Consider the following 21447-nt stretch of genomic DNA (forward strand, 5'->3'; position numbering starts at 1 on the left):
GCTATGCGCGCGTCCAGAGGTAGCGGGCATCCGGCTCCTTCTCCTCGTTCCGCGCCCCGTCCGTCTGCTCAACCAACGCGAATCCACGAGCCTCGTAGAAGCGTCGCGCGCGTTCGTTGCGCTGGAAGGTCCAGAGCTCCAGCCGTTCGCAGGTACGCTTGGCGACATCGAGGAACTCGGTGCCGACACCGCGGCCCTGAGCTACCGGAAGCACGTAGAGCTGCTCGACCCAGCCGTCGCGGAAGGCGATGATGCCGCTCAGCACACCGTCGTCGAAGCGTCCCCACACACGGCACGCCGGAAAGACACGCTCGCGATAGAACCAGCGGTCTTCGTCCTGCGTATGCAGCCCGACGAGCCACGGCATAGCCCGGTCAAACGCCATCCGATGGACCTGCGCGGCCGCGCCCATATCGGTGAGCGCGAGCTGCCTGAGCATTAGTACTCGATCCCCAGTGCATTATAGATCCGCCGGTGCACGGCCGGCAGGGTCTCGGTCAGGTCCTCCGCGATCAGCCCCGGCCCCGCCTCGCTTGCCGCCTCGCCATGCATCCACACGCCGATGCTGGCGGCTTCGAAGGCCGGCACGCCCTGCGCCAGGAGCCCCGCGATGATGCCGGAGAGCACGTCGCCCGCACCCGCCGTGGCGAGCCAGGGCGGCGCATTGGCGGCGATGGTGGCGCGGCCGTCCGGCGCGGCGATGGTGGTATCCGGCCCCTTCAGCAGCACCACGGCGCCGGAGCGTTCGGCGGCGGCGCGGACGCGCTCGAGCTTGGAACGGCCGGGGTGCTTGTTGCTGAGATCGGAGAACAGGCGCGGAAACTCGCCCTCGTGCGGCGTCAGCACCACCGCATTGTCGTGCGAGGCCTTGATCGATTCGAACAGGCGCTCGGGATTTGCGGCAAAGCTCGTCAGCGCATCCGCGTCGAGCACCAGATGCCGCTGCGCGCCAAGCGCGGTGTGGACGAAATCGCAGGTGCGATCGCCAACGCCCGTGCCGGGGCCGATGATGCAGGTGTTGTAGCGCTTGTCGCCGAGCAGCTCGCCGAACTCGATCGCGGTGTCGACGGGGCGAACCATCACCGCGGTCAGCGCGGCCGCATTGATCGCGAGCGCATCGCGCGGGCTCGCCAGCGTCACCAGGCCCGCGCCGGCCCGCAACGCGCCGCGCGCGGCGAGCCGCGCCGCGCCGGTCGCGGCTGCATCGCCCGAGACCGCCAGCACATGCCCTCGCGCATATTTGTGGCCGTCGATCCGCGGCACCGGAAAGGCCGCGCCCCAGAAATCCGGGTCGTTCTCGAAGGTCTGCGGCCTGATCTCGTCAAGCACCTGTGCGTCGATACCGATGTCGGCAACGCGCACGCGGCCGCAATGCATCCGCCCCGGCAGCAGCAGGTGCGCCGGCTTCTTGCGGAAGAAGGTGACGGTCTCGGTGGCGTTGACCGCAGCGCCCAGCACGGCGGCGCTGGTGCCGTTGATGCCGCTCGGCAGATCGACCGCGAGCACCAAGGCACCATTGGCGTTGACGGCCTCGATCATCGCGCGCGCCTCGCCGTCAACGGGGCGGCTGAGGCCCGCACCGAACAGCGCGTCGATGATCAGCGCGGGCTTTCCGATCGCCTGCGGATTGAACGGGAGCACCGGGTGCTTCCAGCCGCGCGCGGCGGAGGCCGCGTCGCCCTGGAGCTGGTCGCGCTCGCACATCAGGATCACCGAGACCTCGCGCCCCTGGGCGGCGAGCTCGGCGGCTGCGACAAAACCGTCGCCGCCATTGTTGCCGGGGCCGGCCACGATCAGGATAGGCCCCTCCTCCACCAGCGCGTTGGCGGCCTCGGCGACCGCCTGGCCCGCGCTCAGCATCAGCTTGAAGCCGGGCGTGCCGGCCGCGATCGAGAGCTGGTCGGCGCGCTGCATTTCGGCGTTGGTCAGAACTTCCATGCCACTTCCCTGTACAAACGCCTCTTCAACAGGCATCTTCGGTGCCGATCCGACCGCCGGAACGCCGATTTGCCCACAGATTGAACCGTTTGCCTATTTCGTAGTCTTCGGTATTTTGGGCCGGTCGGCTCCACCTATCAGAGATGCTCGTTAAAAGGCTGATAACGCTCCAATAATCAGGGCATTTGCAACTTGGCATAGACCCTGCTTTCGAGGAAGCCGCTTCGGTTCGTCGTGCTCACTGACATCTATCAGGGTGTGGCCGGCCGTTGGTGCCGGGCTGGTCAGGGATCCCGGCATAGCGAAGACAAGATCGTGCGTGAGAAAAGCGCATCCTGACGAAGACGTTGCTATTTGATCGAAATGCCGGGAGGCGCGCAGTGAAGAAAATCGAAGCCATCATCAAGCCGTTCAAGCTCGACGAGGTGAAGGAAGCGCTTCAGGAAGTCGGCCTTCAGGGCATCACCGTCACCGAGGCCAAGGGCTTTGGCCGGCAGAAGGGACACGCCGAGCTTTACCGCGGCGCAGAATACATCGTCGACTTCCTGCCCAAGGTGAAGATCGAGATCGTGATCGGCGACGATCTGGTCGAGCGCGCCATCGACGCGATCCGCCGCGCTGCGCAGACCGGTCGCATCGGTGACGGCAAGATTTTCGTCTCCAACATCGAAGAGGCGATCCGCATCCGAACCGGCGAATCCGGGCTGGACGCTATCTGAGCCGGGTGCTATCCCGCATTTTGCGACACTCTGACAAGAAATAAGGCTGCTTCGGCGGCCCGAATTCGTTTGTGCGGTCGCGCGCGAACTCGCCAAAAGCGAGAATAATCCTGCTCATCTGGAAACCGACCCGCAGAGCCAAAAGGGGTATGCATGAAGACCGCCAAAGACGTCCTGAAATCGATCAAGGACAACGACGTCAAGTACGTCGACCTGCGCTTCACCGATCCGCGCGGCAAGTGGCAGCATGTGACGTTCGACGTCAGCATGATCGATGAAGACATATTTGCCGAAGGGACGATGTTCGACGGCTCCTCGATCGCCGGCTGGAAGGCGATCAACGAGTCCGACATGTGCCTGATGCCGGATCCGGTGACCGCGACGATCGATCCGTTCTTCGCCGAGACTACCATGGTCATCACCTGCGACGTGCTCGAGCCGACCACCGGCGAGCCCTACAACCGCGACCCCCGCGGCATCGCCAAGAAGGCCGAGGCGATGGTGAAGTCGATGGGCGTCGGCGACACCGTCTTCGTCGGTCCCGAAGCCGAGTTCTTCGTGTTCGACGACGTGCGCTTTTCCTCCAGCCCCTACAACACCGGCTTCAGGCTCGACTCCTCGGAGCTGCCGACCAACACCGACACGGAATATGAAGGCGGCAATCTCGGCCACCGCGTCCGCACCAAGGGCGGCTACTTCCCGGTCCCGCCGCAGGACTCGGTGCAGGACATGCGCTCGGAAATGCTCGGCGCCATGGCCAAGATGGGCGTCAAGGTCGAGAAGCATCACCACGAGGTCGCCTCCGCCCAGCACGAGCTCGGCATGAAGTTCGACACGCTGACGCTGATGGCCGACCATCTGCAGATCTACAAATACTGCATCCACCAGGTCGCCCACATCTACGGCAAGACCGCCACCTTCATGCCGAAGCCGGTCTATGGCGACAACGGCTCGGGCATGCACGTGCACCAGTCGATCTGGAAGGACGGCAAGCCGGTGTTCGCCGGCAACAAATATGCCGACCTGTCGGAGACCTGCCTCCACTACATCGGCGGCATCATCAAGCACGCCAAGGCGATCAACGCCTTCACCAACCCCTCGACCAACTCCTACAAGCGTCTGGTCCCGGGCTATGAGGCTCCCGTGCTGCTCGCCTATTCCGCGCGCAACCGGTCGGCCTCCTGCCGCATCCCCTACACCGCTTCGCCGAAGGCCAAGCGTGTCGAGGTGCGCTTCCCGGATCCGCTCGCCAACCCCTATCTCGGCTTCGCCGCGATGCTGATGGCCGGCCTCGACGGCATCAAGAACAAGATCGATCCGGGTCCGGCGATGGACAAGGACCTCTACGACCTGCCGAAGGAAGAGCTGAAGCAGATCCCGACGGTGTGCGGCAGCTTGCGCGAGGCGCTCGAGAACCTCGACAAGGACCGCGCCTTCCTCAAGGCCGGCGGCGTGTTCGACGACGACTTCATCGACAGCTACATCGAGCTGAAGATGACCGAAGTCGAGCGCTTCGAAATGACCCCGCACCCGGTCGAGTTCGACATGTACTATTCGGGCTAAGCGGCCCGAACTGTCTGCGACAAGCACAAGGCGCTCCGCGAGGGGCGCCTTTTCGTTTTGGGGCGCCTCGTCGCCGATCCAGTCACCATGTCGCTGTAAAAGCCCGCTGGAGCTCGGCCGGCCCCGTGACGCCGCTCGCGATCAGCAATTGGGTGAGAACGCGTGCCTTCTGGGGATTGAGGTCCTCGGACACGACGAAGCCGTTCTTGTCATCGTCGACCTCGACATTGCGGGTGACGAAGCCAGACCGAACCCGCGTGGAACGGACGACGAGGATCCCTTTCTTCGCGGCGGCTTCGAGCGCATCGAGCGCCGGCTTCGACGTATTGCCGTCACCGACACCGGCCAGCACGATGCCTTTGGCGCCGTGGGAAATGGCGTCCTCGATCGGAACGGCGTCCATGTTGGCATGCGAGTAGACGATCTCGACCCGCGGCAATTGCTCGCCTGCCGGGAGCTGATAGGCCGCGCGCTTGAGACCGGCAGCCTGGGCCATGAAACGGATGCCGCCCGCGGTGTCGACATAGCCGATCGGCCCGCCGTTGGGAGAATTGAACGTCTCGATGCTCGTGGTGTTGGTCTTGGTGACCGAGCGTGCTCCCTCGATCTTGTCGTTCAGCACGGCCATGACGCCGCGACCGCGGGATCGGGGATCGGCGGCCACCTGGACCGCTTCGTACAGATTGCCGGGGCCATCCGCGCTGACCGCTGAAGCCGGACGCATCGAGCCGACGATGACCACCGGCTTGTCGCCACGCACCACATTGTCGAGAAAGAACGCCGTCTCCTCCAGCGTATCCGTGCCGTGGGTCACGATGACGCCGTCGGCCTCGTTCTTGTCGAAGGCCTCCTGAATGCGACGGGCCAGCGCAAACCAGACCTTGTCGTTCATGTCCTGGGATCCGATCGACGAAATCTGTTCGGCGTTCAGCTTTGCCAGCTTGTCCAGACCCGGCACCGACTGCATCAATTGCTCGCCCGTGATCTGGCCCGATTTGTACGCACCGGTCGCACGCGCGTCAGCCTGGCCTGCGATGGTGCCTCCCGTCGCAAGCACGAGAATGCGCGGCAGGCCTCCGGCCGAAGCGTCCTTGCCCGGCTCTGCAGCGTGCGCCGCTGCGCCGATGCCGCCGGACCAGAGCGCAAAAGACAGCAGTGGAATGGCAAGCATGGATGTTCGACGTTGGCGACAGCTGGCTGGGCTGGCGGTAGGCTTCGTCATCGAATTGTCCTCCCGTTCAAGTAGGGATCGACATTCGATACGCCCATTGAGGCCGAAGATGGGTCAGCCTGCTGCTTTCCCTATGGGCTGTCCCGCCGCGGCATAAAATGATCGAGCAAACCCGTCGGTAGCGGAAAGACGACGGTCGACGACCGTTCGCCCGCGATGTCGTGCAGGGCCGCGAAGTAACGTAGCTGCATCGCCTGCGGCTCCTGCGCGAGAATCCGGCCGGCCTCGACGAGCTTTTCGGCGGCCTGCTGCTCGCCCATCGCGTTGATCACCTTGGCGCGCCGCAACCGTTCCGCTTCGGCCTGCTTGGCGATCGCGCGCACCATGGTTTCGTTGAGATCGATGTCCTTGATCTCGATCCCGGTGACCTTGATGCCCCAGACGTCGGTCTGCTTGTCGAGGATCTCCTGGATGTCGGCGTTCAACCTGTCGCGTTCGGCAAGCATCTCGTCGAGCTCGTGCTTGCCGAGCACCGAGCGTAACGTGGTCTGCGCGAGCTGGCTGGTGGCGGCCATGTAATCGCCGACCTTGATGATGGCCCGCTCGGGATCGACGATGCGGAAATACAGAACGGCGTTGACCTTGACGGAGACGTTGTCCCGCGAAATCACGTCCTGGGGCGGGACGACCTGCACCATCACCCGTAGATCGACCTTTACCAATTGCTGCACGACCGGAATGAGGATGATGAGGCCCGGGCCCTTCACGCCGGTAAAGCGACCGAGCGTAAAGACGACGCCACGCTCGTATTCACGCAGGATTCGAATAGCCTGGGATAGGAACATGATGACAAGCAACGCGAGCGCCGCATAGGTCAGATATTCCAGCATCATGACGGATCTCCCTCGCCTGTTCGGGCTGGTGCGCGCCGTATCAGCAGCGTCAGGTCGACGACGTTTGCGACTTCGACCGTCTCTCCGGGCTTGAACGTTTCGGCGCCGCGCGCCTGCCAGCGCTCGCCATGGGCGAAGACATGACCTTCGCTCCCACGCCAGTCGAGAACCTCGGCGGGCAAGCCTCGCATGGCCTGCGCGCCGACCCGTTCAGGAGCGTTGGCGGCACGCCGCAGCGAACCAAGCACGACGAGCGCAAAGCCGGTGAACACAGCTGCAGCGATGCCGATTACCCACCACGACAGGTGGTAGCCGGGCGCCTCGACCCTGAAAAGCATCAGCGCTCCCAGCACGAAAGCGACGATCCCTCCGAGACCGATCACCACCGTCGGATTGAAGGCTTCGACAGTGAGAAGCACTATGCCGACCAGCATCAGGGCAAGCCCGGCATAGTTGATCGGCAGCAAATTGAGCGCATAGAGGCCGATCAACAGGCAGATCGCGCCGACGACTCCCGGAGCGACGGCCCCGGGAGACATGAACTCGAAGATCAGGCCGTAGATGCCGACCATCAGGAGAATGAACGCCACATTCGGATCGGTGATGACCGCCAGGAAGCGGGATATCCATCCGGGGTCGATGGCTTCAACGACCGCATCCTTCGTCGCGAGGCGTTGCGTTTTGCCGCCTGCAACCTCCACCACGCGGCCATCGAGTTGCCTCAGCAATTCGGCCTGATCGCGCGCGACGAGATCGATGGCATGGGCCTCTAGCGCGCCGTTGGCAGAGAGAGTGGCGGCCTCACGGACCGCTTTCTCCGCCCAGTCCACATTGCGGTTGCGCAGCTCCGCAAGGCTACGGATGAATGCAACCGCATCATTGGTCACCTTTGCCGTCATCGCATCCTTGGGCTGATCCTTCTCGCCCTGCTGGTCACCGTCCTTCTTGTCCTTGCCGCCCTTGTCCGGTGTACCGCTCGGCAGACCCGGCAGCGGTCCGCCAATCTGCACCGGCGTTGCTGCACCAATATTGGTGCCCGGCGCCATCGCCGCGATGTGGGTCGCATAAAGGATATAGGTCCCCGCGCTCGCCGCGTGGGCGCCGGAGGGAGCGACGTAACCGACGACAGGGACGGGCGAGGCCAGCACATCCGCAATGATCTCGCGCATGCTGGAATTGAGTCCGCCGGGAGTGTTGATTCTCAGAAGCACGACCTCGGCGCGCCGTTCGCTTGCGTGGGCCAAGGCCTCCTTCACGTAACTGGCCGACGCGGGGCCAATGGCCCCTTCGATCGAAACAATCAGTGCAAGACGGCCGTTCTCCTCTGCTGAACTGGGAAGGAGGCAGCAGATCAAAGCCACGACGCCAATCGCCGTAACGAGGGCCGCCTTCATGGTCTGCACGGCAGGGCTCCCTTGCAGAACATATGGTGTTCGTCTCTTGAAGCTCAATGCAGCCGTGTGCAGGCCCTTGTCTGATTGTGCGATGCAATGGAAATCGCCCCGCGGATCGGTTGAGCACAGGGCGGTGGCGGACCATGCCTTGGGGACCATGCCTTGGGCTGATCCGCCCGTGCACTTGGCGGCTACGGCCTCGCGATCCGCACCCCGTCCGCTCCGATCGCGCCGAACGTACTCGCGATGATCTCGCTCGTCGGCTGCATGCCGCCGAGCGACCAGTGCGAAGGTTCCTGCTCCTCGATCCTGACCCAGACGTTGCGGCGGAAGTCCGGACTGCCCTGCCCTTCGACCTCGACCAGGAGGTCGGTGACGCGTTCGAGCAGCGTTTTCTTCTGCGCGGCGTCCAGGATGCCGCGGACGGTGGATATGGTGACGTAAGGCATGTCTCTCTCCAATCATGTCGTGTGACGACACAGCGAATTTGGACCCGGTGCCCCGGGCAGGCCAGTGGCGGATCAGCCAGAGATCGGGCAATTTCCGCCACGCATCGCTGGCGCCGATCGGTTAGGGTCGCCAGTGGCTGGCAGGAGATCCCATGAAGCTCGCAGTTCTGGCGCTGGAAGGTTGCATGCATTCGGCGATCTCAGGCGTCGCCGACGTCCTGTCGCTCGCCAATCACGTCATGCAGCAGAGCGGCGAAAAATCCCGCTTCACCTGGCAGACGCTGTCGCTCGACGGCAAGGCGGTGCGCGCCGGCGGCGGCCAGACGGTCGCAGTCGACGGCGCGATCGGCAAGCGCGCCGGATTCGACGCGATCCTCGTCCCCGGCAACCTCGTCGATCACGTCACGGCCGAGCGCCTGCGGCCGCAATACGTCCGTGCCGGCGCCTGGCTGCGGCAGCAGCACGCCAACGGCCGGCTGATCGGCGCCTTTTGCAGCGGCGTCTTCCTGCTTGCGGGAGCGGGCCTGCTCGACAACCGCCGCGCCACCATCACCTGGTGGCTGCAAAGCGAGCTTCGGCAGCGCCATCCCGCGATCGACCTCGCCCCAGACGCCGTCATCACCAGCGCGGACCGCCTCGTCTGCGCCGCCGGCCCGATGTCGTGGGTCGACCTCCTGCTCAGGCTGATCGAGATGGTCGACGGCAAGCAGATCGCAAAACTGTGCGCGGACTACGTCGTCATCGACACCGCACAGCGCACCCAATCGATCTTCATGCCCGTGGGCTACCTGCTCTCGCAGGACCCGCTGCTGACCAGGGCCGACCTGCTGGTTCGTCGCACCGGCAAGAGCCCGATGACGGTCAAGCGCCTTGCCGGCGCGCTCGGCCTCAGCGAGCGCACGCTGAACCGGAAGTTTCAGGAGCTCACGCACGAGCCGCCACAAGCCTTCATCATGCGCCGCCGCGTCGAGCACGCGCGCACGCTGCTGGAGACGACGACGCAGCCGATCAAGACCATCGCGCGCACGACAGGGTATGAAGACGAGAGCAGCTTTCGCAAGGCGTTCCGCAAGCTGACGTTGATGTCGCCGCAAGCCTATCGCGCGCGGCGGATGGAGCGGGCGGCGTAGCCGCTGACCAAGAGTGTTCGACCCAGCTTAGCGCCTTGCTCGCCCGGCAAATCCACAACTGCGGTGACAGTGCACTTAACTCTGCTCCAGCCGACGCCGCGAGCAGATCGCGGCCGAGCAATACCGTAATACGCAGTAATCGAACTCGTCTCAGAAAGATGCAGCCATCCTCGCGCGAGAAACAGGTCGCGCCATGAGGTGGATCAACGAGTTGGCGCGACTTTTCTGATGTAATGATGTTTGAAGAGTTGACCCGCGCCACCGGATCGAAGCCGAAGGGAGGCGACATTGACGAGTTCCCCTGACCGATACGGTACTGTTCCCCAGTTCCTCCACTGGGCGACGGTAGTTCTGGTGATCGTTGCGTGGACGCTCGGCATATTTGGCGATGACTTGCCCAAGGGTGGCGCGCGCGAGACAGGCCTGCTTGTTCATGTTTCCGCCGGCCTGTTGATCTTGGCCGCATTGATCATGCGGCTGGTGTGGAGGGCGGCCGTTCCGCCGCCACCTCCTGAGCCAAACGAATTCCGCAGATGGCTTGGCGCCTTCGCCGACCCATCCGCCCGTCTTTTTCATTATACGCTCTACGCCTTGCTCGTTGTCGTTCCGGTCGCCGGGATCGTTACGCAGTTTGCGCGTGGCGAGGCGTTGCCGCTGCTCGGCATCTACGAAATATCATCGCCATGGATACGAGATAGAGCCTTCGCGCACTCGGTCAAGGAGATCCACGAAATTGCGGCCCACGCGCTTGTATTCGTCGCGTTCTTTCATGCTGGCGCAGCTCTGATCCATCATATCGTTTTTCGCGACAATACGTTGAACCGCATGCTACCTCGCAGCAAATGATGGCGTACCACGGGTACCGCAACATCCTCGGCGAGTGATGCAACGATCGAGGCGGCGGCGGACCAACGTGCTATTTCTGGACCTTTGTGGCGCCGCATGAACCGTGGGCGCTGGTTCGCGACCGGCTCATCCAGGAAATCAAGCGGCGCCCCCTGCCCATCATATTGATTTGCCTCAAGCCGAACCCGGACTGGATCGGCATCGTTGTGATTTCGGATCAACGTCGGAGGAACAGCTGCCCTGAACCATCCCGCGTTCGCTCAGACGGCATCTGATCACGAGGCCCATCATCCGGGATCGGACCAAGCAGCGGCACCCGCGCAAACGACGCCCCCCGCAAGCCCGTCCGGAGAGCGACAAGGCATGATGGGTGGTGGAGACATGATGGGTCGCGCGATGAAGGGGCGCAGCAGGATGGGCGTGGACGCGATGGGGCCTCCCATAATGTTCCGCATGATGTTTGCGCTTATGGACTCCGACGGCGACGGAGCCATCTCGTCGGCAGAGTTTCAGGCAGCCCACGAGCGAATTTTCAAGGCAATGGACAGCAATAAGGATGGCAAACTCACGCCGGAAGAGATGCAAGCGTTCCTACAAACCAGAAGATAGGCTGACTATCCGCCAAACGAGCTATCCCCCAGCAGGACCTCCGAGCAGCGTGGGTCCCGGATCGGCGCTTCGCTTGTCCGGGACACGAACGTGATCTACGCCGTCGCGCGCTGCCGCTCCACCAGCGCTGCGCCAAACGCCTCGAACAGCTTCCGGTTGATCGGATTGCGCTGGGGATCGTATTCGGCGTGCCATTGCACGCCGAGCGCAAAGGTCGGGGCTTCCGCGATGCGGATGGCCTCGATGGTGCCGTCCTCGGCGACACCTTCGATCAGCACGCGCTTGCCGGGATCGAGGATGCCCTGGCCGTGCAGAGAATTGACCCGGATCCTCTCACAGCCCAGCAGCCGTGCGAACGCCCCGCCCGGCGTGAGGTCGACATCGTGGCGGTCGGCGAACACCACGGTCGGATCGGGGTGGATCTCGCCGTTCTCGAGCCGGGGCATGCGATGGTTCATGCGACCCGGGATCTCGCGGATCTCGGGGTGCAGCGAGCCGCCGAAGGCGACGTTCATCTCCTGGAGGCCGCGGCAGATGCCGAACAGCGGGATGCCGCGCGCAACGCAGGCGACGGAAAGCGCCAGCGCCACCTCGTCGCGGTGGATGTCGTAGGGCTCGTGCTTCTCGCAAGGGTCTACGTTGAAGCGGGTCGGATGGACGTTGGCGCGGGCGCCCGTGAGGACGATGCCGTCGACGGTATCGAGCAGCGCACCGATGTCGGTGATGTCGGGCGAGCCCGCAAACATCACCGGCAGGCCGCCGGAGACCTCGGCCACCGCACGCAAATTGCGCTCGCCGACCATCTGGACCTGAAATCGATTTTCGACGCGATGGGCGTTCCCGATCACGCCGACGACCGGCTTTCTCATCTTCCGTTTCCGACCTCCCCCGTAAGAAGATTCTCCAAACATGCCCTTCCGATGGAACAAATTCAACCGAAGGGATTGCGGGACGGCAATGCTATTTTCGCGCCTTTGGCGCCGCGTCGGCCCACTTTCGCGCCCCGGCGTCGGCCAAAGCAGGCCCGCCGAGGCGTCAAACCGGTGCATAGCCTCGGCTTGATCCCAGGTAAGATTTGGCGAAAGAGTGCGCTCTGCGGCCTTCCCAAAAGGAGACGACGTGACAATTTCCCGAGATGAACGACCCCGGACCCGCAGCGACCTGGCCTGGGCCATCTCGGTCGGCGGCATCAGCGTCGTGCTGGTCACGGCGCTGCTCGCCTTCACCTGGTATTTTGCCGCCACCCTGCTCCTGATCTTCACCGGCATGCTGCTCGGCGTCGGCCTCAACGCGCTGACCAATGCACTCGGCCGCCGCGTGCACCTGCCGCACACAATGCGGCTTGCGATCGTCTGCATCGCGCTGGCCCTGATGCTCGCGGGCGTCGCCTATCTCGGCGGCGCCACCATCGCCGAACAGGCCTCGCTGCTCAGCAAGACCATCAGGTCGCAGATCACCAACGTGAAGTCCTTTCTCGACACCCACGGTATCGACACCAGCTTCTTCGATTTCGGCAACGCCGCACCCGCCGCCTCCACCGATGCAGGGTCGACGCCCACCCCAAACACGGCCCCGCGCGGCAATTTGCCGGGTGCAGGCGCCCTCGCGTCCAGCGGCGGGGCGATCGTGAGCCAGACCTTCAAGCTGCTGCTTGGCACCATCAGCGCCGTCGGCAACATCTTCATCGTGCTGTTTCTCGGGCTGGCCTTCGCTGCCCAGCCCAGCGTCTATCACGACGGCCTGCTGTTCCTCGTGCCGGCCAGGCACCGCACGCGGGCTACGCTCATCGTCGACCGCATCAGCGAGACGCTGGAGCGCTGGCTGATCGCGCAGATCATCGTCATGCTGGCAGTCGGCGTGGTGACCTGGATCGGGCTGGCCATCATCGGTATCCCCGGGTCGTTCATCCTGGGAATCCAGGCCGGCCTCCTCGCCTTCATCCCAACCGTCGGCGCCATCATCGCCGGCGTCGTCGTGGTGCTGGCGAGTCTCGCCTCGGGCTGGATCCCGGCGCTATCCGCACTGATCCTGTTTCTCGGCGTGCATGCGATGGAGAGCTACGTGCTGACGCCGCTGCTCCAGCGGCAGGCGCTGGACATTCCGCCGGCCACGCTGTTCGCGTTCCAGATCCTGCTCGGCGTCGTCTTTGGAATCTGGGGCCTGGCGCTGGCGCTGCCACTGGTCGCCATCGCCAAGGTCATGATCGACCATTTCAAGACCTATGAGGCGCCGCCCCTGGCAGAGGCGGCTTGAGGTGGCTCAGGTCGTCAGCACAGTCTCGGTGTGCTCGACCTCCGGGGGCGCAGCAAAATACTGGCCGACGAGGCCGCGCCATTCGGTGAAGTTCTCGGAGCCGCGGAAATCGACGGTGTGGTTCTCCAGCGTCGCCCATTTCACCATCAAGCGATAGCGCTGCGGCTTCTCGATCGACTTGTGCAGCTCGAAGCCGTGAAAGCCCTTGGAGCGGCCGAACGCGGCCTTGGCCTTGGCGACAGCGGCCTCGAAATCCTTCTCGCTGCCCGGCTTGACGTCGATTTGCGCGATCTCGGTGATCATCGGCTTCCACCCTCCTTGTTTGACGGGCGTGTCTACCGCACCCCGCCCAAAAGAAAAAGGCGCCGAAACGGCGCCCTGGCTGGCCGGAAACCGCAGGTCTCTCAGGCGAACAGCAGGACGGTGCCTGCCACGATGAGCGCGCAACCGACGAACAGCGCGAGCGGCCAATAGCTGCGGCGCTGCTGCGTGTAGCGTCCCTGGGCACGGCGCTCGGTGATCAGCGCCGTCTCGTATTCCTCAGCGGTCGAGAACAGACAGGCGAAGCCGCCTCGCGCCGAGGCGGCTTGAGCTTCGAGCGACATCAGGGCGGCCTGCGGTGTCTGTCGACGGATCGATTCCATGACCGCAATGGTAGGGATCGAATGGTAAACAAGGAATTATCGCAGGGCCCTTTGCCTCAAGCCGTGGCCGGACGCGCCTGCGGCGCGCCGATCCGCGCGGCGCTCTGGCGGCGCCAGTTCTCCAGCGACAGCGGCAGCTCCTCCGCGGCCTCGACACGGTTACGGCCGCCGCGCTTGGCCTGGTAGAGTGCAGTGTCGGCCGAGGCCAGCAGCACCTCGAGCTCGGTACCGGCCGGACCGCCGGCGACGCCAATGCTGACGGTGGTGTCGACCGGGCCGTCATCGACCACGACGCCGGAGGTCTCGAAGGCTTCGCGCACGCGCTCGGCGACCAGCACGCCCTCCTCCAGCGAACACGGCAGCAACGCCGCGAATTCCTCGCCGCCGATGCGGCCCGACATGTCGGTGATGCGCAGATTGCTGACGACCACGGTCGAGAACAGTTTCAGCATCTCGTCGCCGGCGGGATGGCCGAAGCGGTCGTTGATCGACTTGAAGTGGTCGATGTCGAAGATCATCACGGTCACGGGACGCCCGGCCTTGGCCTCGCGCTCGATCACGCGGCCGCAGGCTTCGGAGAAGCCGCGGCGGTTGAGCATGCCGGTCAGGGGATCGGTGGATGCGGCGGTCCGGTGCGCGGTGACGGCGCGCTCCGACACCAGCATGAAGATCACGAACACGGTGCCGACGGCATAGAGCACGAGCTCGACCGCGAACACGGTGACCCAGATGCTGCTGGAGAAGCCGGCATCGTGCGGGCGCAGGAAGCTGCCGAGCAGGATCGGCAGCATCAGCACGCAACCGTGCATCACCGGCACCACGAAGGCCGGCCAGCGCCGTTGCAGGCTCTTGCGCCGCTCGACCCAGAGCTCGCTTGCGGTCAGCGCGGCATAGACCGAGACGATGCCGGCGCCGATGATCATGCGCAGCATGGACGCCGCGGGATCGAGCAGCGTCACGGCAGCGGCCCATGCGAGCGCGCCGAGCACGAGGCCGGGCCAGTTCGGCTTGCGACCGTGGAAGACGCGCGCCGCGTTCCACACCATGCCGCAGGCGACGAAGCCGACGGCATTTAACGCCAGATAGAGATGCGGCCCCAGCCTGTCGCCTGCCGCCGTCCACAACGCGACCGAGGCCGCGCCCAGGAGATAGGCGGTGCCCCACCATTTCAGCGCAGGACTGTTCTCCTGCCTGCCGAAGAACACCATCATGGCGCCGAGCAGTGCGGCGACCATGGTGGCAACCAAATAGAGCGTGATGCTATCGAGCGACATCATGTCGGCCCCCTTGAAAACATAGCAGTTACGCGACCGGCCCAGCCGATTTGCGCGCCCTTCCAAAGGCGACGCTATGTTCCCGCGGGTTCCATTCAGGTTTTCACGCGGCCCCAACTTTTCGGGAAACACGTCGTCAATTTGCATACAAACGAACAACAAAAAGGGCGCTGAAATCAGCGCCCTTTTGCATCTCATTGAAGCCGCTTTCGCGGCGAATGTGACCGAAGCGATTAACGCTTCGAGAACTGGAAGGACCGGCGGGCCTTGGCCTTGCCGTACTTCTTGCGCTCGACCACGCGGCTGTCGCGGGTGAGGAAGCCGCCCTTCTTGAGCACCGTGCGCAGCTCCGGCTCGAAATAGGTGAGCGCCTTGGAGATGCCGTGACGGACGGCGCCGGCCTGGCCGGACAGACCGCCGCCGGCGACGGTGCAGATCACGTCGTACTGGCCGGAACGCTGGGCCACGGAGAACGGCTGCTCGATCATCATGCGCAGCACGGGACGCGCGAAATAGACCTCGACCTCACGCGAATTGACCGTGACCTTGCCGGCACCCGGCTTGATCCAGACGCGGGCGACCGCGTCCTTGCGCTTGCCGGTGGCATAGGCGCGGTTGAACTTGTCGACCTTCTTCTCGTGCTTGGGCGCGTCGGGCGCGGCCGCCGTCTTGAGCTGCGAGAGCTGGTCGAGCGACTGAATGGATTCGGCCATGTTATGCGGCCCTCGTGTTCTTGCGGTTCAACTTGGCGATGTCGATCTTCTCGGGCTGCTGCGCCTCGTGCGGATGATCGGCCCCGCCGTAGACGCGGAGGTTACCCATCTGCACGCGACCGAGCGGACCACGCGGAATCATGCGCTCGACGGCCTTCTCGAGCACGCGCTCGGGATGCTTGCCCTCGAGGATCTGGCGCGCGGTGCGCTCCTTGACGTGGCCGACATAGCCGGTGTGCTTGTAGTAGGTCTTCTGCTCGCGCTTGCGACCGGTGAGGACCGCATGCTGCGCGTTGATGATGATGACGTTGTCGCCGCAATCAACGTGCGGGGTGTAGGTCGGGAGGTGCTTGCCGCGCAGGCGCATGGCGACGATGGTGGCGAGACGGCCGACGACCAGACCCTTGGCGTCGATCAGCACCCACTTCTTCGTCACCTCAGCCGGCTTTGCCGAAAAGGTTTTCATATCGGAGTTTCCGTGGACGGGAGATATCGGCGCGAACACCGCACCGGACTGCGCGGTTTTCTAGAGAAGAGACGCGCAACGGTCAATGCCCGAAGACGGAAATTACGCTCGTAAAATCAACAGCTTAAAAATATGGTGCTATATTACCTGCAAAAAGCTCAAACATTTGGAATGGAATAGGTCGAGGTGACATGGGCGATCGGATCGGGCGAGGTGCCGGACAAGAGGTTCACTTCCCCGACCGCCAGGCGCTTGCCGAGCTTGAGCAGCCGCGCCTCGGCCAGAACGTCCTGGCCGGGCTGGCCCTTGCGCAGGAAGTTGATGTTGAGATTGGTGGTGACCGCGAGCCCGATCGGCCCGATCGCGGACAGAAGCACCACGTACATCGCGAAATCGGCGAGCGCCATCAGCGTCGGGCCGGACACGGTTCCGCCCGGCCGCAGCATCCTTTCGCTGTAGCGCTGGCGCAAAAGGCAGGTCTGGCCGTCCGCGCTCTCGATCGTGATGTCGCCGCCACTGAAGGCCTGGGGAAACTCGTCACGGAGAAACTGCTCGACCTCCGCCACGCTCATTTTCGCTAACGCCATGCCACCCCCACCCTCGCTTCAGGTCCGCTGTTACATTAGGTTATCTGCATCATCCAATTGCAATAATCCAACTGGAAACGCTTCGATGTCCGTCCAGCCCGCCCGCCCCCCCTTCCCGGAACCGCCGATCCTGCTGCGGGAGATCGTCGGCACCGTCGCCGTGCTCACGCTGAACCGCCCCGCCGCGCGCAACAGCCTGTCGGAGGCGATGATCGGCCAGCTGCATGCGAGCTTCAACGCAATTGCCGAGGACAAGCGCATCCGCGCCGCCGTCATCGCCGCCAACGGTCCGGCCTTCTCCGCCGGCCACGATATGAAGGAATTGACCGCGCGCCGCAGCGACCCCGATCGCGGCCGCGCATATTTCGCCGAGATGATGAACGCCTGTAGCGCGATGATGCAGGCGATCGTGCACCTGCCAAAGCCCGTGATCGCCGCCGTCCAGGGCATCGCGACCGCCGCCGGCTGCCAGCTCGTCGCAAGCTGCGATCTCGCGATCGCCTCGGAGGACGCGAAGTTCGCCACGCCCGGCGTCGACATCGGCCTGTTCTGCTCGACGCCGATGGTGGCGCTGTCGCGCAACGTTCCGCGCAAACAGGCGATGGAGATGCTGCTGACGGGCGAGCCTGTCACGGCCGACCGCGCCCGCGAGATCGGCCTCGTCAATCGCGTCGTGACAGCGGGTACCGAGCGCGGCGCCGCGATTGCGCTGGCGGAACAGGTCGCGCTGAAATCCGCCTACACGGTCAAGCTCGGCAAGGAGGCGTTCTATCGCCAGGCCGAGATGAGCCTTGCGGACGCCTATCGCTATGCGGCAGAGGTGATGACCGAGAACATGATGGCGCGCGACGCCGAGGAAGGCATCGGCGCCTTCATCGAGAAGCGCGCGCCGACGTGGCGGGATGAATAGCGACGTTTCACGCACCGTCATTCCGGGCGATGCGGGGCATCGAACTATGGTGCGCAATTGCGCACCTGAGAATCTCGAGATTCCGAGTTCGGCTCTGCGAGCCGCCCCGGAATGACGAACGAAAGAAAAAGATGAACCACGACGCCTATCCCGACAATTACATCCGCGCCATCCTCAATAGCGTGAAGTCGATCGCGATGGTCGGCGCCTCGCCGGTCAATGTGCGGCCGAGCTATTTCGCGTTCAAATATCTGGCGCAGCGCGGCTATGACATGATTCCGGTCAATCCCGGCCATGTCGGCAAGGAGCTGCTCGGAAAGCCCTTCGTCGCCTCGATGTCCGACATCGGCCGTCCCGTCGACATGATCGACATCTTCCGCAACTCCAGCCACATCATGCCCGTGGTCGAGGAAGCGCTGACGCTCGATCCGCTGCCGAAGGTGATCTGGATGCAGCTCGGCGCGCGCGACGACGTCGCGGCGGCGAAGGCGGAAGCGGCCGGTATCAAGGTCGTGATGAACCGCTGCCCCAAGATCGAATATGGCCGCCTGTCGTCCGAGATCTCCTGGATGGGCGTCAATTCGCGCACGCTCAGCTCCAAGCGCGCGCCGGCGCCGACGCAAGGTATGCGGCTCTCCCTCAATCGGATGAGTGTCGGCGGTGGCGATACCGCGGCATCCGATCGTGCCGCCAAAAACAAGAGCGAACAAAGCTGACGCAATTGCGAACGATTCGTTTCGCGAACGCGACAATACGCAGAACGATCGTTCCGATGTGAAGCCGCGCCTTGACGGCAGCAGCGGCGCCGATCAGCATGCCGCGCGATTTCAGACCACAAGAACAGGACGCCCTCAATGAGCGATCGCCTTCCGGGATTTTCAACCCTCGCCGTGCATGCCGGTGCACAGCCCGACCCCACGACCGGTGCGCGCGCGACTCCGATTTATCAAACGACCTCTTTCGTCTTCAACGACGCCGACCACGCCGCCTCGCTGTTCGGATTGCAGGCGTTCGGCAACATCTATACCCGCATCGGCAACCCAACCAACGCGGTGCTGGAAGAACGCGTCGCGGCGCTCGAAGGCGGCACGGCGGCGCTGGCCGTTGCCTCCGGCCACGCCGCGCAGGTCGTGGTGTTGCAGCAATTGCTCCAGCCCGGCGACGAGTTCATCGCGGCGCGAAAGCTCTATGGCGGCTCGATCAACCAGTTCACGCATGCGTTCAAGAGCTTCGGCTGGAACGTGGTGTGGGCCGATTCCGACGACATCGCCAGCTTCGAGCGCGCCGTCACCCCGCGCACCAAGGCGATCTTCATCGAGTCCATCGCCAACCCCGGCGGCAGCATCACCGACATCGAGGCGGTCTCGACGGTGGCGCGCAAGGCGGGCGTGCCGCTGATCGTCGACAACACGCTGGCCTCGCCCTACCTGATCCGCCCGATCGATCACGGTGCCGACATCGTCGTGCATTCGCTGACGAAGTTTCTGGGCGGCCACGGCAATTCGCTCGGCGGCATCATCGTCGATGCCGGCACGTTCGACTGGTCGACCGGCGGCAAATATCCGATGCTGTCGGAGCCGCGGCCGGAATATCACGGCATCCGCCTCCAGGAGACCTTTGGCAATTTCGCCTTCGCGATTGCCTGCCGCGTGCTGGGCTTGCGCGACCTCGGGCCGGCGCTGTCGCCGTTCAACGCCTTCATGATCCTGACCGGCATCGAGACGCTGCCGCTGCGCATGCAGAAGCACTGCGACAACGCCAAGGCGGTCGCCGAATTCCTCGCCGGCCATCCGGCGGTGGCCTCGGTGAGCTACGCGGGCCTTGCCAGCGACAAGTACAACCGGCTTGCGCGCAAATACGCGCCAAAGGGCGCAGGCGCCGTGTTCACCTTCAGCCTGAAGGGCGGCTATGACGCCGGCGTCAGCCTGGTGTCGAAACTGCAGTTGTTCTCGCATCTGGCCAATGTCGGCGACACCCGCTCGCTGGTGATCCATCCGGCCTCGACCACGCACAGCCAGCTCGACGACGCCGCCAAGGTGAAGTCCGGCGCCGGCCCCGACGTGGTGCGGCTCTCGATCGGCATCGAGGACAAGGAAGACCTGATCGCCGATCTGGAACAGGCGCTGGGGGCTTAGTTGCCCGTCGTTCCGGGGCGGTGCGAAGCACCGAACCCGGAATCTCGACGTCATTTGCTCATCTCTGGATTCCGGGTTCGGTCCTACCGGACCGCCCCGGAATGACGGACGGCGCATGGTGGCGGCGCCGCCCCTCAGTTAACAGTCATTAACCATATCGGCCGCATACATCGTCTTTGGATCGCCCTTTGATTCGGAGCCGACGATGCTGCGCTGGATGGTGCCTGCCCTTGCGGCGATGCTGACGCTCTCAAGCGCGCTCGCCGCCGACCTTCCGGCCACGCCGAAGCGGCGGGCCGCCGTGCCGCCGCAGGAGGCGCCAACCGTCTATGTCGAGACCGATCCGGATGCGCTGATCTCGCCGGCCTATGGCATCGGCAGCTACGTCCGCAATCTGCCGGGCACGCCGCTGCTGCCCGGCTCTCACACGCTGCCGGGCTACTATGGCCGCCCCTGGGACTACGACTATCAGGGCCCGTATTACGGCGGGAAACAGGTCGACTATTTCTGGCGCCTGCCCTACGCGTGCGGCGTCTACGGCTATTGCTGATCAGCCGGGCTGATGGTGATCAGCCGGGCTGACTGACCGGAACCACGCGCGGCTGCGTCTCGGCAGATTGCCGCGAGGCCAGCCGTTCCGTCTGCATCACCGCGAGCGTCAAGACCGCGATCGCGACTGCCTGATGCGCGAGCGCAAGCCCGATCGGCACCTGGTTGAGCAGCGTGAGGATGCCGAGCACCGCTTGCAGGCTCACCGCCGCAAACAGCCAGAGCGCGCCGCTCGCAGCCAGACCCGCGCGCGAACGCACCGCGTCGAACGTATGCAGCGCCGCCAACACGAACAGCGCATAGGCCGTCATGCGGTGCTCGAACTGCACCGTCAGCACATTGTCGAACATGTTGCGCCACCACGGCGTCTCGAACCACAGCCGCTCGGCGGAGGGAATGAGCGCGCCGTCGATCTCAGGCCAGGTGTTGTAGGCGCGGCCCGCGCGCAGGCCCGCGACCAATGCACCGAAATAGATCTGCACGAAGGTCACGACAAGCAGCAGCGCACTCGTGAACCGCAGCCGCGCGGGCGCGGCGATCTGCGCCCGCTCCTTGAGCCGCCGCACCGTCCAGACGATGCCGGCGAAGATCAGCAGCGCGAGCACCAGATGCGTCGCCAGCCGATATTGCGACACCTCGACCCGCTCCGAGAGACCCGAGGCCACCATCCACCAGCCGACCGCGCCTTGAAGCCCGCCGAGCGCGAACAGCAGCCACAGCCTGCGCTTCAACTCACGGGACAAGCCCCCGCGCCACAGGAAGAACAGGAACGGCAACAGATAAGCGACGCCGATGAAGCGGCCGAGCAACCGGTGGCTCCACTCCCACCAGAAAATCTCCTTGAACTCGGACAGGCTCATGCCCGCGTTGAGCTCGCGATATTGCGGGATCTTCTTGTAGGCCTCGAACGCCTCGGTCCACTGCGCCGCCGAGAGCGGCGGCAGGCTGCCCGTTACCGGCTTCCATTCGACGATCGAGAGGCCGGATTCCGTCAGCCGCGTCGCGCCGCCGACCAGCACCATCAGCGCGATCAGCGCGGCCACGGAAATCAGCCACCAGCGCACGGCGCGATACGGCTCGGACGGGGCGGAAATCGTCGTCATTTCAGGGCGAAACCAAACCTTGTAGCTAAGAGACTTGAACCAGGAGGCTTGAACCGGACTGCGTGCCCCTTATAGTCCCCCGCTCCCGCAGCGCAAGTTAC

Annotated in this window: 24 protein-coding genes; 10 read left to right on the top strand and 14 right to left on the bottom strand. The window is 64.4% G+C overall.

The window, feature by feature from the left end; genetic code table 11:
- Position 1 precedes the first annotated feature (1 nt).
- Both ACE10W_RS22115 and ACE10W_RS22120 read right to left on the bottom strand, forming a co-directional pair.
- On the bottom strand, positions 2 to 439 hold the full coding sequence (locus ACE10W_RS22115) for a GNAT family N-acetyltransferase (protein ID WP_375761960.1): 438 nt from the start codon (positions 437 to 439) through the stop codon (positions 2 to 4).
- Complete coding sequence (locus ACE10W_RS22120; RefSeq protein WP_038966309.1) at positions 439 to 1938, bottom strand: bifunctional ADP-dependent NAD(P)H-hydrate dehydratase/NAD(P)H-hydrate epimerase; 1500 nt, start codon at positions 1936 to 1938, stop codon at positions 439 to 441. Before ACE10W_RS22120 ends, ACE10W_RS22115 begins: the two co-directional genes overlap by 1 nt.
- A 380-nt stretch (positions 1939 to 2318) precedes the next feature.
- Here ACE10W_RS22120 and ACE10W_RS22125 point away from each other — a divergent pair, with 380 nt between their 5' ends.
- Together ACE10W_RS22125 and glnA are read left to right on the top strand one after the other, a co-directional pair.
- On the top strand, positions 2319 to 2657 hold the full coding sequence (locus tag ACE10W_RS22125; protein WP_007603495.1) for a P-II family nitrogen regulator: 339 nt from the start codon (positions 2319 to 2321) through the stop codon (positions 2655 to 2657).
- A gap of 153 nt (positions 2658 to 2810) precedes the next feature.
- Complete coding sequence (gene glnA / locus ACE10W_RS22130) at positions 2811 to 4220, top strand: type I glutamate--ammonia ligase (protein ID WP_011087712.1); 1410 nt, start codon at positions 2811 to 2813, stop codon at positions 4218 to 4220.
- An 82-nt stretch (positions 4221 to 4302) separates the two neighbouring features.
- On the opposite strand, the gene ACE10W_RS22135 is transcribed toward glnA, so the two are convergent.
- The 4 genes from ACE10W_RS22135 to ACE10W_RS22150 form a co-directional block, all read right to left on the bottom strand.
- The gene (locus ACE10W_RS22135) at positions 4303 to 5391 is read right to left on the bottom strand and encodes an asparaginase (RefSeq protein WP_231166493.1); all 1089 of its coding nucleotides are present in this window, start codon (positions 5389 to 5391) and stop codon (positions 4303 to 4305) included.
- Between the two features lie 131 nt (positions 5392 to 5522).
- Positions 5523 to 6284, bottom strand: coding sequence for a slipin family protein (locus ACE10W_RS22140; RefSeq protein WP_375761961.1), 762 nt, complete (start codon positions 6282 to 6284; stop codon positions 5523 to 5525).
- A complete protein-coding gene (locus tag ACE10W_RS22145; protein WP_375761962.1) occupies positions 6281 to 7687 on the bottom strand; it encodes a nodulation protein NfeD in 1407 nt (468 codons plus the stop codon). Before ACE10W_RS22145 ends, ACE10W_RS22140 begins: the two co-directional genes overlap by 4 nt.
- Positions 7688 to 7869: 182 nt before the next feature.
- Complete coding sequence (locus ACE10W_RS22150) at positions 7870 to 8127, bottom strand: tautomerase family protein (protein WP_011087716.1); 258 nt, start codon at positions 8125 to 8127, stop codon at positions 7870 to 7872.
- A gap of 152 nt (positions 8128 to 8279) precedes the next feature.
- Here ACE10W_RS22150 and ACE10W_RS22155 point away from each other — a divergent pair, with 152 nt between their 5' ends.
- From ACE10W_RS22155 to ACE10W_RS22165, 3 genes are all read left to right on the top strand, one after another.
- On the top strand, positions 8280 to 9257 hold the full coding sequence (locus tag ACE10W_RS22155; RefSeq protein ID WP_375761963.1) for a GlxA family transcriptional regulator: 978 nt from the start codon (positions 8280 to 8282) through the stop codon (positions 9255 to 9257).
- Positions 9258 to 9545: 288 nt separating this feature from the next.
- A complete protein-coding gene (locus ACE10W_RS22160; protein WP_038966310.1) occupies positions 9546 to 10103 on the top strand; it encodes a cytochrome b in 558 nt (185 codons plus the stop codon).
- A 363-nt stretch (positions 10104 to 10466) separates the two neighbouring features.
- Positions 10467 to 10712, top strand: a complete 246-nt coding sequence (locus ACE10W_RS22165; protein WP_011087720.1) for an EF-hand domain-containing protein — start codon at positions 10467 to 10469, stop codon at positions 10710 to 10712.
- 95 nt (positions 10713 to 10807) lie between these two features.
- Here the strand turns inward: ACE10W_RS22165 and ACE10W_RS22170 are convergent, their stop codons facing one another.
- Positions 10808 to 11581 (bottom strand): gamma-glutamyl-gamma-aminobutyrate hydrolase family protein, encoded by a 774-nt coding sequence (locus ACE10W_RS22170; RefSeq protein WP_028171680.1) that lies wholly within the window; start codon positions 11579 to 11581, stop codon positions 10808 to 10810.
- A gap of 250 nt (positions 11582 to 11831) precedes the next feature.
- On the opposite strand from ACE10W_RS22170, the gene ACE10W_RS22175 reads away from it, so the two are divergent.
- Positions 11832 to 12965, top strand: a complete 1134-nt coding sequence (locus ACE10W_RS22175; protein ID WP_038966312.1) for an AI-2E family transporter — start codon at positions 11832 to 11834, stop codon at positions 12963 to 12965.
- Between the two features lie 6 nt (positions 12966 to 12971).
- On the opposite strand, the gene ACE10W_RS22180 is transcribed toward ACE10W_RS22175, so the two are convergent.
- From ACE10W_RS22180 to ACE10W_RS22205, 6 genes are all read right to left on the bottom strand, one after another.
- Positions 12972 to 13268, bottom strand: a complete 297-nt coding sequence (locus ACE10W_RS22180) for an antibiotic biosynthesis monooxygenase (protein ID WP_025036647.1) — start codon at positions 13266 to 13268, stop codon at positions 12972 to 12974.
- A gap of 101 nt (positions 13269 to 13369) precedes the next feature.
- Positions 13370 to 13609, bottom strand: a complete 240-nt coding sequence (locus tag ACE10W_RS22185; RefSeq protein ID WP_038966313.1) for a hypothetical protein — start codon at positions 13607 to 13609, stop codon at positions 13370 to 13372.
- 56 nt (positions 13610 to 13665) lie between these two features.
- Positions 13666 to 14886: a diguanylate cyclase gene (locus ACE10W_RS22190; RefSeq protein WP_162603552.1), complete on the bottom strand. Its 1221-nt coding sequence runs from the start codon at positions 14884 to 14886 to the stop codon at positions 13666 to 13668.
- Positions 14887 to 15116: 230 nt separating this feature from the next.
- Positions 15117 to 15596 (bottom strand): 30S ribosomal protein S9, encoded by a 480-nt coding sequence (gene rpsI / locus ACE10W_RS22195; protein ID WP_011087725.1) that lies wholly within the window; start codon positions 15594 to 15596, stop codon positions 15117 to 15119.
- 1 nt (position 15597) lies between these two features.
- The gene (rplM, locus tag ACE10W_RS22200; protein WP_011087726.1) at positions 15598 to 16062 is read right to left on the bottom strand and encodes a 50S ribosomal protein L13; all 465 of its coding nucleotides are present in this window, start codon (positions 16060 to 16062) and stop codon (positions 15598 to 15600) included.
- 158 nt (positions 16063 to 16220) lie between these two features.
- Positions 16221 to 16649, bottom strand: a complete 429-nt coding sequence (locus tag ACE10W_RS22205; RefSeq protein WP_011087727.1) for a PaaI family thioesterase — start codon at positions 16647 to 16649, stop codon at positions 16221 to 16223.
- An 85-nt stretch (positions 16650 to 16734) separates the two neighbouring features.
- Between ACE10W_RS22205 and ACE10W_RS22210 the strand changes: the two genes are divergently transcribed.
- The 4 genes from ACE10W_RS22210 to ACE10W_RS22225 all read left to right on the top strand — a co-directional run bounded on the left by ACE10W_RS22210 (position 16735) and on the right by ACE10W_RS22225 (position 20244).
- Positions 16735 to 17559, top strand: a complete 825-nt coding sequence (locus ACE10W_RS22210; RefSeq protein ID WP_162603553.1) for an enoyl-CoA hydratase — start codon at positions 16735 to 16737, stop codon at positions 17557 to 17559.
- Positions 17560 to 17690: 131 nt separating this feature from the next.
- On the top strand, positions 17691 to 18275 hold the full coding sequence (locus ACE10W_RS22215; RefSeq protein WP_028171674.1) for a CoA-binding protein: 585 nt from the start codon (positions 17691 to 17693) through the stop codon (positions 18273 to 18275).
- Between the two features lie 138 nt (positions 18276 to 18413).
- The gene (locus tag ACE10W_RS22220) at positions 18414 to 19694 is read left to right on the top strand and encodes an O-acetylhomoserine aminocarboxypropyltransferase (RefSeq protein ID WP_011087730.1); all 1281 of its coding nucleotides are present in this window, start codon (positions 18414 to 18416) and stop codon (positions 19692 to 19694) included.
- Positions 19695 to 19899: 205 nt separating this feature from the next.
- Positions 19900 to 20244, top strand: coding sequence for a hypothetical protein (locus tag ACE10W_RS22225; RefSeq protein WP_028171673.1), 345 nt, complete (start codon positions 19900 to 19902; stop codon positions 20242 to 20244).
- Positions 20245 to 20263: 19 nt separating this feature from the next.
- On the opposite strand, the gene ACE10W_RS22230 is transcribed toward ACE10W_RS22225, so the two are convergent.
- The gene (locus tag ACE10W_RS22230; RefSeq protein ID WP_161534753.1) at positions 20264 to 21346 is read right to left on the bottom strand and encodes a COX15/CtaA family protein; all 1083 of its coding nucleotides are present in this window, start codon (positions 21344 to 21346) and stop codon (positions 20264 to 20266) included.
- Between the last annotated feature and the right edge of the window lie 101 nt (positions 21347 to 21447).

The sequence above is a fragment of the Bradyrhizobium sp. B025 genome (genome assembly GCF_042257955.1).
GTDB lineage: Bacteria > Pseudomonadota > Alphaproteobacteria > Rhizobiales > Xanthobacteraceae > Bradyrhizobium > Bradyrhizobium diazoefficiens.

Coding starts and splice junctions, on each gene's coding strand:
- ACE10W_RS22115 (WP_375761960.1), bottom strand. CDS start 439: ATGCTCAGGCAGCTCGCGCTCACCGATATGGGCGCGGCCGCGCAGGTC.
- ACE10W_RS22120 (WP_038966309.1), bottom strand. CDS start 1,938: ATGGAAGTTCTGACCAACGCCGAAATGCAGCGCGCCGACCAGCTCTCG.
- glnA (WP_011087712.1), top strand. CDS start 2,811: ATGAAGACCGCCAAAGACGTCCTGAAATCGATCAAGGACAACGACGTC.
- ACE10W_RS22135 (WP_231166493.1), bottom strand. CDS start 5,391: ATGCTTGCCATTCCACTGCTGTCTTTTGCGCTCTGGTCCGGCGGCATC.
- ACE10W_RS22140 (WP_375761961.1), bottom strand. CDS start 6,284: ATGATGCTGGAATATCTGACCTATGCGGCGCTCGCGTTGCTTGTCATC.
- ACE10W_RS22150 (WP_011087716.1), bottom strand. CDS start 8,127: ATGCCTTACGTCACCATATCCACCGTCCGCGGCATCCTGGACGCCGCG.
- ACE10W_RS22155 (WP_375761963.1), top strand. CDS start 8,280: ATGAAGCTCGCAGTTCTGGCGCTGGAAGGTTGCATGCATTCGGCGATC.
- ACE10W_RS22165 (WP_011087720.1), top strand. CDS start 10,467: ATGATGGGTGGTGGAGACATGATGGGTCGCGCGATGAAGGGGCGCAGC.
- ACE10W_RS22170 (WP_028171680.1), bottom strand. CDS start 11,581: ATGAGAAAGCCGGTCGTCGGCGTGATCGGGAACGCCCATCGCGTCGAA.
- ACE10W_RS22180 (WP_025036647.1), bottom strand. CDS start 13,268: ATGATCACCGAGATCGCGCAAATCGACGTCAAGCCGGGCAGCGAGAAG.
- ACE10W_RS22185 (WP_038966313.1), bottom strand. CDS start 13,609: ATGGAATCGATCCGTCGACAGACACCGCAGGCCGCCCTGATGTCGCTC.
- ACE10W_RS22190 (WP_162603552.1), bottom strand. CDS start 14,886: ATGATGTCGCTCGATAGCATCACGCTCTATTTGGTTGCCACCATGGTC.
- rpsI (WP_011087725.1), bottom strand. CDS start 15,596: ATGGCCGAATCCATTCAGTCGCTCGACCAGCTCTCGCAGCTCAAGACG.
- rplM (WP_011087726.1), bottom strand. CDS start 16,062: ATGAAAACCTTTTCGGCAAAGCCGGCTGAGGTGACGAAGAAGTGGGTG.
- ACE10W_RS22205 (WP_011087727.1), bottom strand. CDS start 16,649: ATGGCGTTAGCGAAAATGAGCGTGGCGGAGGTCGAGCAGTTTCTCCGT.
- ACE10W_RS22210 (WP_162603553.1), top strand. CDS start 16,735: ATGTCCGTCCAGCCCGCCCGCCCCCCCTTCCCGGAACCGCCGATCCTG.
- ACE10W_RS22215 (WP_028171674.1), top strand. CDS start 17,691: ATGAACCACGACGCCTATCCCGACAATTACATCCGCGCCATCCTCAAT.
- ACE10W_RS22220 (WP_011087730.1), top strand. CDS start 18,414: ATGAGCGATCGCCTTCCGGGATTTTCAACCCTCGCCGTGCATGCCGGT.
- ACE10W_RS22225 (WP_028171673.1), top strand. CDS start 19,900: ATGCTGCGCTGGATGGTGCCTGCCCTTGCGGCGATGCTGACGCTCTCA.
- ACE10W_RS22230 (WP_161534753.1), bottom strand. CDS start 21,346: ATGACGACGATTTCCGCCCCGTCCGAGCCGTATCGCGCCGTGCGCTGG.